13 protein-coding genes are annotated in these 14,014 nt (G+C 56.5%); 8 read left to right on the top strand and 5 right to left on the bottom strand.

Annotation, left to right across the window (positions count from 1 at the left end):
- Positions 1 to 343: 343 nt before the first annotated feature.
- The 3 genes from nudK to DW58_RS20125 all read left to right on the top strand — a co-directional run bounded on the left by nudK (position 344) and on the right by DW58_RS20125 (position 2,835).
- Positions 344 to 931 carry a GDP-mannose pyrophosphatase NudK gene (gene nudK, locus DW58_RS11255; protein ID WP_024549200.1) on the top strand — a complete coding sequence of 196 codons (588 nt, stop codon included), beginning with the start codon at positions 344 to 346 and terminating at the stop codon, positions 929 to 931.
- Between the two features lie 103 nt (positions 932 to 1,034).
- On the top strand, positions 1,035 to 2,078 hold the full coding sequence (locus tag DW58_RS11250) for a DUF1176 domain-containing protein (protein ID WP_024549201.1): 1,044 nt from the start codon (positions 1,035 to 1,037) through the stop codon (positions 2,076 to 2,078).
- Between the two features lie 241 nt (positions 2,079 to 2,319).
- Positions 2,320 to 2,835, top strand: a complete 516-nt coding sequence (locus tag DW58_RS20125) for a DUF2778 domain-containing protein (protein ID WP_071789261.1) — start codon at positions 2,320 to 2,322, stop codon at positions 2,833 to 2,835.
- Between the two features lie 350 nt (positions 2,836 to 3,185).
- Here the strand turns inward: DW58_RS20125 and tkt are convergent, their stop codons facing one another.
- Both tkt and tal read right to left on the bottom strand, forming a co-directional pair.
- Entirely contained in the window at positions 3,186 to 5,177 is a 1,992-nt protein-coding gene (tkt, locus tag DW58_RS11240) for a transketolase (RefSeq protein ID WP_024549203.1), read from the bottom strand.
- Between the two features lie 20 nt (positions 5,178 to 5,197).
- A complete protein-coding gene (gene tal, locus DW58_RS11235; RefSeq protein WP_024549204.1) occupies positions 5,198 to 6,148 on the bottom strand; it encodes a transaldolase in 951 nt (316 codons plus the stop codon).
- Between the two features lie 292 nt (positions 6,149 to 6,440).
- On the opposite strand from tal, the gene maeB reads away from it, so the two are divergent.
- Both maeB and DW58_RS11225 read left to right on the top strand, forming a co-directional pair.
- On the top strand, positions 6,441 to 8,720 hold the full coding sequence (maeB, locus tag DW58_RS11230) for an NADP-dependent oxaloacetate-decarboxylating malate dehydrogenase (protein WP_024549205.1): 2,280 nt from the start codon (positions 6,441 to 6,443) through the stop codon (positions 8,718 to 8,720).
- A gap of 541 nt (positions 8,721 to 9,261) precedes the next feature.
- Positions 9,262 to 9,909, top strand: coding sequence for a LuxR C-terminal-related transcriptional regulator (locus DW58_RS11225; protein ID WP_024549206.1), 648 nt, complete (start codon positions 9,262 to 9,264; stop codon positions 9,907 to 9,909).
- A 24-nt stretch (positions 9,910 to 9,933) separates the two neighbouring features.
- On the opposite strand, the gene hemF is transcribed toward DW58_RS11225, so the two are convergent.
- A complete protein-coding gene (hemF, locus tag DW58_RS11220) occupies positions 9,934 to 10,833 on the bottom strand; it encodes an oxygen-dependent coproporphyrinogen oxidase (protein WP_024549207.1) in 900 nt (299 codons plus the stop codon).
- Between the two features lie 3 nt (positions 10,834 to 10,836).
- A complete protein-coding gene (gene amiA, locus DW58_RS11215; RefSeq protein WP_024549208.1) occupies positions 10,837 to 11,712 on the bottom strand; it encodes an N-acetylmuramoyl-L-alanine amidase AmiA in 876 nt (291 codons plus the stop codon).
- Between the two features lie 212 nt (positions 11,713 to 11,924).
- Here amiA and DW58_RS11210 point away from each other — a divergent pair, with 212 nt between their 5' ends.
- Complete coding sequence (locus DW58_RS11210; protein WP_024549209.1) at positions 11,925 to 12,350, top strand: GNAT family acetyltransferase; 426 nt, start codon at positions 11,925 to 11,927, stop codon at positions 12,348 to 12,350.
- A gap of 51 nt (positions 12,351 to 12,401) precedes the next feature.
- On the opposite strand, the gene DW58_RS11205 is transcribed toward DW58_RS11210, so the two are convergent.
- Positions 12,402 to 12,794: a YgiW/YdeI family stress tolerance OB fold protein gene (locus DW58_RS11205; RefSeq protein WP_024549210.1), complete on the bottom strand. Its 393-nt coding sequence runs from the start codon at positions 12,792 to 12,794 to the stop codon at positions 12,402 to 12,404.
- A gap of 95 nt (positions 12,795 to 12,889) precedes the next feature.
- Here DW58_RS11205 and DW58_RS11200 point away from each other — a divergent pair, with 95 nt between their 5' ends.
- Positions 12,890 to 13,327, top strand: coding sequence for a DUF2919 domain-containing protein (locus DW58_RS11200; RefSeq protein ID WP_024549211.1), 438 nt, complete (start codon positions 12,890 to 12,892; stop codon positions 13,325 to 13,327).
- Positions 13,328 to 13,391: 64 nt separating this feature from the next.
- Positions 13,392 to 13,964 carry an RpoE-regulated lipoprotein gene (locus DW58_RS11195; RefSeq protein ID WP_024549212.1) on the top strand — a complete coding sequence of 191 codons (573 nt, stop codon included), beginning with the start codon at positions 13,392 to 13,394 and terminating at the stop codon, positions 13,962 to 13,964.
- Positions 13,965 to 14,014: the final 50 nt, after the last annotated feature.

Below are 14,014 nucleotides of genomic sequence, written 5' to 3'. Positions count from 1 at the left end.
GGATGCAACGTTTCATTATTATGGGTAGCGGCCACCACTGTAGCCGCTAACGGATGACCAATCGTGGAGAAAATAAGGAGATAGTGTAAATTATCATGCCGTTGTTCGCGGGCTGCCCCCAGTGATTGTTCAGCTAAAACAGTGCGTTAGTTCGGCCCCGCTGCGCGCGTGCCAGACCATGCTGAGCGCAGGCGGGCGCAAAAAGCGGGACGCCATTAGCCTGGCGCATATCGGGCCGATCGCGCGCCCCTCTTTACGATTATTTAATCAGCACCCTGAGTCGGGACAACGCGCCGGGAACGGCGTACTATACGCGCCGGAGTTTTTCATCCCTGGAGCCGGTATGCCGCGTAACATCACCCTGATCAAAGACAAAATCCTGTCCGACAACTATTTCATCCTGCACAACATCACCTACGACCTGACCCGCAGCGATGGTGAAGTGGTACGCCACAAGCGTGAAGTGTATGACCGCGGGAACGGGGCGACCATCCTGCTGTACAACCGCGAACGCCAGACGGTGGTGCTGACGCGCCAGTTCCGGGTGGCGACCTGGGTGAACGGCAACCCTGACGGAATGCTGATTGAGAGCTGTGCCGGGCTGCTGGACGCCGACGAACCCGAGGCCTGCGCCCGCAAAGAAGCTATCGAAGAAACCGGCTATAAAGTCGGCGCGGTGGAAAAACTGTTTGAGCTCTATATGTCCCCCGGCGGCGTAACCGAGCTGATTCACTTTTTCATTGCCGAATATGATGATTCTCATCTCGCCTGGCAGGGCGGCGGGGTGGAAGACGAAGATATTGATGTGCTGGAGATGCCGTTTACCGACGCGCTGGCGAAAGTGGCCAGCGGAGAAATTCGCGACGGTAAGACCGTGATTTTGCTGCAACAGCTGCAGTTACGCGGCATTATGGACCAGGCGCGTTCTTAAGTTGTATTCGAAATAAATCTATCCGATAAATCCGATTGAGCGCTACGGGGCGGCAACCGAAGATAGGCGCCAGGCTGTTTCTTCTTCCGGGGTTTATCCGTCCATGCACTATCGCATCTTTATGCTTCTCCTGACGGGGCTGTTTCTGGTATCCGCGGCGCAGGCCGCTCCCTCGCAGAAGCGTTTCGATGACTGGCAGGTGACCTGTAACAACCAGAATTTCTGCGTAGCGCGCAACGTCGGCGATCATAAAGGTCTGGTGATGACCCTGAGCCGCAGCGCGGGCGCGCACGTTGATGTCAATCTGCGTATCGATCTCGGCACGCTGGACAACGCGGCCGACAGCGCGCCGCCGGTGGCCGACCGGATGCTGCTCGACGGCGAACCGCTGGCGCTGGGCGCGGGCAAATGGCAGATCACGCCGCACCACCTGCGCACCGACGATCCTGACACTATCAATGCTTTCCTGGCCCGTATTCAGGAGTCGCAGGCGATCTCGCTCAACGGCGGGGAAAACACCATCTCTCTGCTCGGCCTGAAAGCGGCCCTGCTGTTTGTCGACGCGCAGCAAAAGCGCGTCGGGAATGAGACGGCGTGGATCAAAAAGGGTAACGAGCCCTCGCTCAGCGTGCCCCCTGCGCCTGCGCTGAAGGCTGTCACCATCACCAACCCGACGCCGACGCCGCTCAGCAACGACGAGCGCAGCGCGCTGCTGGACTACGGCAACTGGCGCATGAATAACAGTCAGTGTTCGCTTGACCCTGAGCGCCGCGAAGTGCGGGTGTCAGCGCTCAGCGATGACAAAGCGCTGATGCTGATTAGCTGCGAAGCGGGCGCCTATAATACCGTCGATCTGGCCTGGCTGGTGTCGCGCCATAAACCCTTTGCCTCACGTCAGATCCGCCTGCGCTTGCCGTTTACGCCCGCCAACGGCAGCGAGGAGATGGAGCTGATGAACGCCAGCTACGATGAGAAAAACAAAGAGCTGATTACGCTCTCCAAAGGACGCGGCATCGGCGACTGTGGTTTTGCCACGCGCTGGCGCTTCGACGGCCAGCGCTTCCGTCTGGTGCGCTACGCCGAGGAGCCGACCTGTGATAGCTGGCTCAGCCCCGATGCCTGGCCTACCTTATGGGTGACGAAATAAAAAAACCGGTCTCAATGACCGGTTTTTTATGCGCGTTATAAAGCGAAAATGCCATGACGATGGAAATGTTTTTTCCAGAGAAAAATATAATAGGTGTCAGTCTGATCTCTTGCGTATTTAACGAACATTGCCCGGCAAAATCTTAAAGCCTTCCGTTTTCTGAATTACTGCTGAACAGATGGTAATTTGACAATTTTCGAGAGTAATATGGCGCTCTGTTGAACGGCGAGGCGGGAATATTATGGCGTTACAAGGTAAGTTTATCATTAATAATGCTGACTACTCACCTTTGACTTTTTATGGTGTTGGAACGTTTTTAGCCTTTTCTGGTAACGGCATTTATCGTAATCGCGGTGGTTGCAAAGCGCTGCCTGATGAAGGGCCCATCCCACCCGGAAAATACTGGATTCTTGAACGTAAAAAAAATGATTTCTGGCATAGTATTATACCCGGTGTAAAAGACTGGTATAGCGACGCGTTTAAGGATGCTCAGTTTACCCATGATGACTGGTTTTCGCTTTACCGGGATGACGGAGGCATTGATGACAGCACCTGGATTGATGGCGTGCCTCGTAGTAGCTTCAGACTACATCCTGGAACCATTTCGAAAGGGTGTATCACAGTTGTTCATAATTCAGACTACGCAATAATCAGAAATGCATTGTTAAGAACGCAGCGGGTGCCGGTGCCCTGCATGCGCAATTTGAGTGCTTACGGTTATATTGAGGTAATTGCTGATGGTAAAACGTGTCCGTAATCTTTGCCTGATTCTTTTTAAAATCGTCCTCTTCGTCATCTTATTTTGTTTTTTTGCAAGCGTCATTGATACCTCTAGCGTTATTAGCTATGAAATGTCTTCAGCTTTTGCTGCATGGCTTTATGGTATTTCAACCCAGGAGAACGTCGATGACTTATGGTTCTTTTCGGATGTTTTATTATCGCTGGTATGCGCATTGATCGCCTGCATGATAATTTTGACGGTTTTGAGAAAGAAGATTAATTAAAGGTGACGCCTGTTAATTTATGACTGAATGATAATACTACATCGGACGCAATAAAAAGGGCACATGCCGGAGCATGAACCCTTTATCGTTAACGCAGCGTTTTTTAACCCAGCAGCTTGCGGGTTTTTTCCACCACATTCTCGACGGTAAAGCCGAAGTACGGGAACAGCTTCTCGGCAGGCGCTGACTCACCGTAACTGGTCATACCGACGATGGCGCCTTTCAGACCCACATACTTGTACCAGTAGTCGGCAATGCCGGCTTCCACCGCTACGCGCGCCGAGACGTCTGAAGGCAGCACCGCTTCGCGGTAAGCCTCATCCTGGGCATCAAACACATCGGTTGAGGGCAGGGAGACCACGCGGATATTGTGCCCCTGCTCGCTGAGCTGTGCGGCGGCCAGCATGGCAATTTCCACTTCGGAGCCGGTGGCGATCAGGATGGCATCCGGTTTGCCGTTGCTGTCCTTAAGGATGTAACCGCCGCGCGCGATGGCCTCCAGCTGCTCCGGCGTACGCTCCATCTGGGCCAGGTTCTGGCGCGAAAGGATAAGCGCGGTCGGGCCGTTGTGGCGCTCAATCGCGGCTTTCCACGCCACCGCCGTTTCAACCTGGTCACACGGACGCCAGGTGCTGAAGTTTGGCGTCAGGCGCAGGCTGGCAAGCTGTTCAACCGCCTGGTGAGTCGGGCCGTCTTCACCCAGACCGATGGAGTCATGGGTATAGACCATGATCTGCCGCGCCTTCATCAGTGCCGCCATACGCGCCGCGTTACGGGCATACTCGACGAACATCAGGAAGGTGGCGGTATAGGGCACAAAGCCGCCGTGGTGGGCGATACCGTTGGCGATAGCCGTCATGCCGAACTCGCGCACCCCGTAGTGAATGTAGTTCCCGGCGGGATCTTCTTTCAGCGAGACGGAGCCAGACCAGATGGTCAGGTTGCTGGGTGCCAGGTCCGCAGAGCCGCCAAGGAACTCTGGCAGTACCGGGCCGTATTCGTTGAGCGCGTTGTGCGAGGCTTTACGCGAGGCAATTTTTGCCGGCTCGGCCTGCAGTTTCTTGATGTAGTCGCGAGTGAGCTGCTCCCAGTTCTCCGGCAGACCGCCACTCATACGACGGGTAAACTCGCGCGCCAGTTCCGGATGCGCCTTCTCGTAGGCGGCAAACTTCTCGTTCCACGCGCTCTCCTGCTGCTGGCCGCGCTCGCGGGCGTCCCACGCCTGATAGATCTCTTTCGGGATCTCAAACGGCGGGTAGTTCCAGCCAAGCTGTTTACGGGTCAGGGCCACTTCTTCGTCGCCCAGCGCCGCGCCGTGCGCTTCCTCTTTACCGGCTTTGTTTGGCGAGCCAAAACCAATCACCGTGCGGCAGATAATCAGTGACGGTTTATCGGTCACGCGCTGCGCCTCTTCGATCGCCTGCTTCAGGGCTTGCGGATCGTGGCCGTCAATTTCGTGCACCACGTGCCAGTTATAGGCTTCAAAACGCTTCGCGGTGTCGTCGGTGAACCAGCCCTCGGTTTCGCCGTCGATGGAGATGCCGTTGTGGTCATAGAAGCCGATGAGCTTACCCAGGCCCAGCGTACCGGCCAGGGAGCACACTTCATGGGAGATGCCTTCCATCAGACAGCCGTCGCCCATAAACACGTAAGTGTGGTGGTCGACGATATCGTGGCCCGGACGGTTGAACTGCGCCGCGAGGGTTTTCTCGGCAATGGCCAGACCCACGGCGTTGGCCAGACCCTGGCCCAGCGGGCCGGTAGTGGTTTCCACCCCTGGCGTGTAGCCGATTTCCGGGTGGCCCGGGGTTTTCGAGTGCAGCTGACGGAAGTTTTTCAGCTCTTCAATCGGCAGATCGTAGCCGCTCAGGTGCAGCAGGCTGTAGAGCAGCATTGACGCGTGACCGTTGGAAAGAATAAAGCGGTCGCGGTCATACCACGTCGGATTGGTCGGGTTGTGCTTGAGGAAGTCGTTCCACAGCACCTCGGCGATATCGGCCATGCCCATCGGGGCGCCGGGGTGACCGGATTTGGCTTTTTGTACCGCGTCCATACTCAGGGCGCGGATCGCGTTAGCTAGCGCTTGTCGGGACATGTTTCTCTCCGTGGCAAAAGTTAAAGTTTAGCGGCAAGCAGATCTTCGAGTTTGCGCTGGTCAACGGCGAACTGGCGGATACCATCGGCCAGTTTTTCAACCGCCATCGGATCCTGGTTGTGCTCCCAGCGGAACTCCGCCTCGGTAAGCTTTTCAGGACGCTGGAAGGTCTGTGACGGCGGTACCAGTTTACGCACCACTTCACCCTCTTTTGCCTGCAGCTCTTTCAGCAGGTCAGGGGAGATCGTCAGGCGGTCACAGCCGGTGAGGGCGAGGATCTGCTCGGTACGGCGGAAGCTGGCACCCATGACGATGGTGTCGTAGCGGTGCTGCTTGAAGTAGTCATAGATGTTCCGCACTGATTTCACACCGGGATCTTCGTCCACGACATAGGGGTCCATCGGCTTGCGGGCCTGATACCAGTCGTAGATGCGGCCCACGAACGGTGAAATCAGGTAGACGCCGGCTTCGGCGCAGGCGCGGGCCTGGGCGAAGGAGAACAGCAGCGTCAGGTTACATTTGATGCCTTCTTTCTCCAGCTCCTCGGCGGCGCGAATGCCTTCCCAGGTGGAGGCGAGCTTAATCAGGATGCGCGACTTGTCGATGCCCAGATCCTGATAGAGCTCAACGATGTGTCGCGCCTTAGCGATGCTTTTCTCTTTATCGAACGACAGGCGGGCGTCCACTTCGGTGGAGACGCGGCCCGGGATACTTTTCAGAATTTCCGCACCAACCAGCACCGCCAGTTTGTCGCTGGCATGCGCGACCTGTTTCTCCTGCGTGCTGCCCTTGCTCTTGCCATAGCTGATGGCATCGTCGATCAGGTGAGAGAAGTGGGGCAGCCCGGCGGCTTTCAGCAGCAGGGAGGGGTTGGTGGTGGCATCTTCCGGCTGGTAGCTACGGATTGACTCAATATCGCCGCTGTCGGCAACGACCGTGGTGAACTGTTTAACGCCTTCTAGCTGATTCATCATCAATACTCCTTGAAAAGCAAATGCTTATGGGACCGTATCCTGTCACGCTCCCGGGAAATTTATGACGTGCATAACAAAAAAGCATAGCAGACAGGCATGGTATTGCTTTAAAGACCTGGTAACATAGAGCATCTGAATTACTAACATTACCCTGCGGTAATGGTGAGAGTTTGGCTGCCTTCACAGTTTGCAGACGGCGCAGACGGTATACCAGACGGCACTTCATCAACGCCATACGCTTCACCATGATGTTTCACTGACCAGAACGATACGTAAAAGGATCCAAATAATGGACGATCAGTTAAAGCAAAGTGCCCTCGACTTTCACGAATTCCCCACTCCCGGCAAAATCCAGGTCTCCCCGACGAAACCGCTGGCTACCCAGCGCGATCTGGCGCTCGCCTACTCGCCGGGCGTCGCGGCACCCTGTTTAGAGATCGCCGCCGATCCGCTGGCAGCCCATAAGTACACGGCGCGCGGTAACCTGGTGGCGGTGGTTTCCAACGGCACCGCGGTACTGGGTCTCGGCAACATCGGAGCGCTGGCCGGTAAGCCGGTAATGGAAGGGAAAGGGGTCCTGTTTAAGAAATTTGCCGGTGTTGACGTGTTCGACATCGAAGTAGACGAACTCAATCCGGATAAGTTTATCGACGTGGTCGCCGCGCTGGAGCCGACGTTCGGCGGGATCAACCTCGAAGACATCAAGGCGCCGGAGTGCTTCTACATTGAGAAGAAGCTGCGTGAGCGCATGAACATTCCGGTGTTCCATGACGATCAGCACGGAACCGCCATCATCAGCACCGCGGCGATCCTCAACGGTCTGCGCGTGGTGGAGAAAAATATTACCGACGTGCGTCTGGTGGTGTCCGGTGCGGGTGCCGCGGCGATTGCCTGTATGAACCTGCTGGTGGCGCTGGGCATGCAGAAGCACAACATCGTGGTCTGCGACTCCAAAGGGGTGATTTTCAAAGGCCGCGACGAGAAGATGGACGAGACCAAAGCGGCCTACGCCATTGACGACAACGGCAAGCGCACGCTGGACGACGTCATCGAAGGCGCTGACATCTTCCTCGGCTGCTCCGGCCCGAAAGTGCTGACGCCGGAGATGGTGAAAAAGATGGGTACCGCGCCGCTTATCCTCGCGCTGGCTAACCCGGAGCCGGAAATTCTGCCGCCGCTGGCCAAAGAGGTGCGTCCGGACGCCATTATCTGCACCGGCCGTTCTGACTACCCGAACCAGGTGAACAACGTGCTCTGCTTCCCGTTCATCTTCCGCGGCGCGCTGGACGTTGGCGCCACGGCGATTAACGAAGAGATGAAGCTGGCCGCGGTTCATGCGATTGCCGAGCTGGCGCTTGCCGAGCAGAGCGAAGTGGTGGCCTCGGCCTATGACGATCAGGAGCTGAGCTTCGGTCCTGACTACCTGATCCCGAAACCGTTCGACCCGCGCCTTATCGTGAAGATTGCACCGGCGGTGGCAAAAGCGGCGATGGACTCCGGCGTGGCGACCCGCCCCATTCAGGACTTCGAAGCCTACAAAGATAAGCTGACCGAGTTCGTCTATAAAACCAACCTGTTCATGAAGCCGATCTTCTCCCAGGCGCGCAAAGATCCGAAACGCGTGGTGCTGGCGGAAGGGGAAGACACCCGTGTGCTGCATGCCACCCAGGAGCTGGTGTCGCTGGGGCTGGCGAAACCGATTCTGATTGGTCGTCCGAGCGTCATCGAAATGCGTATCCAGAAGCTCGGCCTGCAAATCAAGGCGGGTGTCGATTTCGAAATCGTGAATAACGAATCCGATCCGCGCTTCAAAGAGTACTGGACCGAGTACTTCAGCATCATGAAACGCCGCGGCGTGACCCAGGAGCAGGCCCAGCGCGCGGTTATCGGCAACACCACGGTGATTGGCGCCATCATGGTGCACCGCGGCGAAGCCGATGCGCTGATCTGCGGGACAATCGGTGACTATCACGAGCACTTCGGCGTGCTGGAGCCGCTGTTTGGCTATCGCGACGGCGTGAAAACGGCCGGGGCGATGAATGCCCTGCTGCTGCCGGGCGGTAACACCTTCATTGCCGATACCTACGTCAATGAAGACCCGACGCCGGAACAGCTGGCGGAGATCGCGCTGATGGCGTCAGAAACGGTGCGTCGTTTCGGGATTGAACCGCGTGTGGCGCTGCTGTCGCACTCTCACTACGGCTCATCCAGCTCGCCGTCTGCCCTCAAGATGCGTGAAACCCTGCGTCTGGTGCGCGAACTGGCGCCGGATCTGATGATCGACGGGGAGATGCACGGTGACGCGGCGCTGATGGAGAGCATCCGCAACGAGCGTATGCCGGACAGCCCGCTGAAAGGCTCGGCCAACATTCTCATCATGCCGAACATGGAAGCGGCGCGTATCAGCTACAACCTGCTGCGCGTTTCCAGCTCTGAAGGGGTAACCGTCGGGCCGGTACTGATGGGTGTGGCGAAGCCGGTTCATATCCTGACGCCGATCGCCTCCGTGCGTCGTATCGTCAATATGGTGGCGCTGGCGGTAGTGGAGTCACAAACTAACCCACTGTAAGCGATATCCGCTGCGGCGGAAGCAAAACCAGCCGGGAGTGCGCACTGCGCTCCCGGCTTTTTTATTGGCTGTTAAATTCCATTCAGACAAACGACGCGTTTATTTTTAAAATATATATTTCTACTTTAATGATTATGTTCACAAATAATTAAACCGCCGCCCCGTTGTAAGCCATTCTGTATCGCGTCTATTAACCGAAGCCGTCATTCGGGCACCGCGCGGCAGCAGAAAATATTACATGGCTTATTACCGGGCGACGGGCCTTTCAACATCTGGTAATGATTATTTACCGCACGGCATCTCGACCCGAATCAAATAACGCGCTATCTTCGTGAATGCTGCAGTATTACCAGCTCGCTGCACTGCACCTCGCCAGGATATATCCGTCGTCATGACGGGGCGAATTATCGGGTTCGTATTAATTATCTGAATAATACCGTGCGTAATGCTACCCGGCTATTCAATGCCTGCGCCAAAGGTCGTGCGCGGATGCGCATAAAGCATTTATATCAGTGATTAATAACTACGGAAGGTCGGCATTATGATGAATGTTACCATTCAGGAAGTGGATAACTTTTTTAAGCGTGGTCTGGCGGAGGCGCTCTTTCTCGCCTTTGAAGCGAAGTATGACCGCACGCTACGGTTTTACGATGAGATGGATATCGACACCATTGGCTTTATGGACATCATCATTCTGGAAGTGTGGCCGGGGGACAACGTGCAGTGCCACTCGCTGTTGCAGTACCGTAAAAAGCGCAGCCTGATCGTCGGCTTTTACGAAGGCGATGCGCCGCTGCTTCAGCCACGTGCGCCGCTGTGCCTGAAAAATATGCTTTACCTGAATAAACGCAGTCCGATGAATAAAATACGCAACGAGATTCTGTTTGCGTGGAATGAGAACGTCACCGGCAACTGCGAATGGGTGGTGCCCAACTGCAAAACCTGCAGCCACGTTATGCTCTCAAAGCAGCAGCAGAAAATTGCGTTATTCACCATCAAAGGCTTTAACAACCGGCAGATTGCCGGGCTGATGAATATCAACGCGAAAACGGTCAGCGCCCATAAGCACTGCATTATGGAGAAGTTTAATATTGATAATAATGCGGACCTGGTGCATTTTCTGCGTCGCAATATTATTGATACTACCAATGTCAGCCACGACGCGGTGGGGCATCATTCAGGTGAATAACAGGGCTCAGTGAGCCCTGCTTTTTTATATCCACGCTTTAACGGTTAAAAATTCCTGTAACGCCGCTTCGGGGCTATCGGCCTCCGGCTGATAGTTATATTCCCAGCGTACCAGCGGCGGCATCGACATTAAAATCGACTCGGTGCGCCCGCCAGTCTGTAAGCCAAACAGCGTTCCGCGATCCCACACCAGATTAAACTCGACGTAGCGTCCACGGCGATAGAGCTGGAAGGCGCGCTCGCGCTCGCCCCAGGCAAGCGCTTTACGGCGTTCGACTATCGGGAGATACGCCTCGGTAAAGCCGTTGCCTACCGCCTGCATAAAGGCGAAGCAGTGTTCAAAATCCGGGGTGTTAAGATCGTCAAAGAACAGCCCACCGATACCGCGCTGCTCGTTACGGTGGCGCAGGTAGAAGTAGTCATCGCACCACTTTTTGTAGCGCGGATAGACGTCCTCGCCAAACGGCAGGCACAGATCCCGCGCGGTACGGTGCCAGTGCACCGCATCCTCTTCGAACCCGTAAAACGGCGTCATATCGAACCCGCCACCAAACCACCACACCGGATCCGCGCCGGGTTTTTCAGCGATAAAAAACCGCACGTTGGCATGGCTGGTAGGAACATAAGGATTGAGCGGATGAATGACCAGCGACACGCCCATCGCTTCAAAGCTGCGCCCGGCAAGCTCGGGGCGGTGCGCGGTGGCGGAGGCCGGCATGGCATCGCCATAGACGTGGGAGAAATTCACCCCGGCCTGTTCAAACACCGCGCCGTCGCGTAACACCCGGCTACGCCCGCCGCCGCCGGCGTCGCGCTGCCAGCTGTCTTCAATAAACGCCGTACCGTCTACCGCACTGAGCTGTCGGCAGATGTCGTCCTGTAACGCGAGCAGGAAGGATTTAACGCGTTGGCTGTCAGGCTTCATAAGTTAGCTACGTTTTGCATGGGCTTTCTGGTTATCGAACCAGTTGAAATAACTCACGACCCCATCGGCAATGGCGCGGGCAATCTTCTGCCGAAATGCCGGGGTGCCGAGCAGGCGCTCCTCATCCGGATTGGTGATGAAGGAGGTTTCAACCAGCACCGACGGAATGGACGGGGATTTTAACACCACAAACGCCGCCTGTTCGGTGGCTTTACTGTGCAGGCGGTGTACCGGCTTAATCTGGCGCAGAATGTGCGAGCCGAGCGTCAGGCTGTTTTTGATGGTATCGGTCTGCACCAGATCGAACAGCACCTGCTGGAGCAGATGGTCTTTGTCCTTTGCCGCCTTGCCCGCCAGCTCATCGGCGGCGTTCTCACGTTCCGAGAGGTATTTCGCCATGGCGCTACTCGCCCCGCGGTTGGAGAGCGCAAACACCGATGCGCCCGCGGCGGACGGGTTGGTAAACCCATCGGCGTGAATCGACATAAACAGGTCAGCGCCGTGCTGGTGGGCGATCTCAACCCGATCGTAGAGCGGAATAAAGTGGTCACCGGTGCGGGTCAGCTTCGCTTCAATGCCGTGATTGCGCAGCAGGGCGCGCACGTTTTTGGCAATGGCCAATACCACATGCTTCTCTTTTGACCCGTTGTGACCAATTGCGCCGGTGTCGATGCCGCCGTGACCGGGGTCGAGCATTACCACGCGCTTAGCGCCGGGCTTTTTCGCTTTGGGTTTGCTGTGTGTGGTCGTGGTGTTGAGCGCGCTGCTCTGTTCGCGGGCAAGCGCTTTGCTCATACCGGTTAGCGTCAGGGCCGCCAGGCCAGTTAACAGCAGCTGGCGGCGTGAAGTCGTTATTTTCAGGGATTTAATCGTGCTCATGCGGCCTGGGTTGCAAAATCGGTGTTCGATAAAAGGTGTCAGGTATCTTAGTAGCAATACGAGACGCTTGAAGCAGAAAAGTTTTAGTTTTCATTTCAGTGCAAACATCGGCACGATTATGACATTCTTCAGGCTTCAATTGGCAGAATATTGGATATTGGCGCGCTTCGGTCCATAATCGCAGTTTAACGAGCAAAAAAGTGGGGTTTACCATGGAGATACGCATTTTCCGGCAGGAAGATTCAGAGGAAGTCATCACCCTGTGGGAGCGGTGCGATCTGTTGCGTCCATGGAACGATCCGGAGCTGGATATTGAGCGCAAACTCAATCACGACGTCAGCCTGTTTCTGGTGGCGGAAGTCGGGGGCGAGATCGTCGGCACCGTGATGGGCGGCTACGACGGGCATCGCGGCTCGGCGTACTACCTGGGCGTGCACCCTGAGTTTCGCGGGCGCGGCATCGCCAATGCGCTGTTAAGCCGGCTGGAGAAAAAGCTGATTGCCCGCGGCTGCCCCAAAATTAACATCCAGGTGCGGGAAGATAACGACATTGTGATTGGTCTGTACGAGCGGCTGGGCTACGAGCAGCAGGATGTGCTGGTGTTGGGCAAGCGCGTGATTGAAGATGATGAGTATTAGCGGGTGCGGCCCGTGTGGATAAGGCCCGCCGGGTAGCGGGCCAGGCACATATCAGGCTTTGGTGACTTTTTTCACGTCGATTTCAACGGAATTCCAGTCTTTATCCACTTCCCCTTCAATGCGGACTTTGTCGTTCGGGCCGACGGACAGACCCTTCCAGACATGATCGTCGATTTCAACGTTAACGTTGCCGCTGGCGTCGCGGAATTCATACAGCTCTTTACCCATCTTGCGCACGATATTCCCTTCGAGAACCACCCATGCATCGTCGCGCATGCTTTTGGCTTCTTCTACCGTCGTGCTGGCAACGTCAGGCCCTACAAATCCCCCCTGCTTTTGCGCAGTGGTGCTGTCAGGACCATTAAATCCACCTTTCTGGGCCATTGCCGGGGCAGCGACCAGACCGCTTGCGGCGATCAAGAGTGCGATTGTTGCTTTTTTCATTTCCATCTCCTTGGTTGAGGGGCGAAAGACTATCTTCGCGCCGGGACTACAGCGATAATTCTGGCCCCAATTCGGCATAAGTCCAGGAGTTTGACGTGTATTTACCATCCGATTACGACGACGCCGGTCGGTTAAAAGTGCCGATGCTGTTCTGGGCCGTGCTGGTCCTCCAGGCGCGGACCTGGGTGCTGTTTATCATTGCCGGAGCGTCACGCGAGCAGGGGAGTGCGCTGCTCGCGCTGTTCTATCCGGATCGCGACGCCTTCTGGCCGGGGCTGTGCGTGGGTCTGCCCGCGGCGCTGGCGTTTTTACTCAGCGGCAGGCGGCACCTGTGGCCGCGTCTGTGGAAAGCGTGGCGCGGCGTGCTGGTGGCGACCCAGCTTTGGCTGATACTCTGGCAGGCGCTGCTGTGGTGGCAGGGGGAGGCGGTTACCGGTATGACGCTGGCGCTGCTGATAGCCGATCTCTACGCCCTGTGGTGGCTCCTCACCAGCTCGCGGCTGCGGGCGTGTTTTCACGGTGAGACGCTGTAACGGCACTTTTTGGCCGGATTGCACTCCAACCCCGGTATCTGCAAACGTTTAAGAAGGAAAGAGAATGAAATCGCTGCGTGTAATGGTATGCGGAACGGCACTGCTGCTGTCAGGGTGCTCCACGCTCTCAAACGTGCCCTGGTCGGCGGCAAACCCGTGGAACTGGTTCGGCTCATCCCTTGAGGTGACGGAGCAGGGCGTAGGCGATCTGTCAGGCACGACCCCGCTTGAAGAGAGCGCCATCACCGATGCGCTGGGCAGCGATTATCGGGTACGCAGCGGGATGAAAACCGATAACGGCAACATCGTGCGCTATTTCGAGGCGCTGAAGGATGACCAGCTGGCACTGGTGGTGAACGGCGATACCACCGTGAGCCGCGTTGAGGTGCTTGATAAAGACGTGCCGACCGAAAGCGGCGTCAGCATCGGTACGCCGTTTACCGATCTCTATGACAAAGCCTACGGCAACTGTCAGAGCGCCAGCGATACGCAGAGCAAGAGCGTAAGCTGTAAAGCGCCGGGCAGTGAGCACATCCACTATCTGTTCAGCGGCCCGTGGAGCGGCCCGGAAGGCCTGATGCCGCCGGACGACGTGCTGAAACGCTGGAGCGTGGAGCGCATCATCTGGCAGCGCTGAGGCTTTGCGCCAGCGCAACGGCAGGCATGTGAACCAGGGTATAATGGCGC

Source organism: Siccibacter turicensis LMG 23730, from assembly GCF_000463155.2.
In the GTDB taxonomy this organism is placed as follows: Bacteria; Pseudomonadota; Gammaproteobacteria; order Enterobacterales; family Enterobacteriaceae; genus Siccibacter; species Siccibacter turicensis.
Note: the sequence above shows the minus strand (reverse complement) of the source record. Positions and strands in the feature narration are given on the sequence as shown.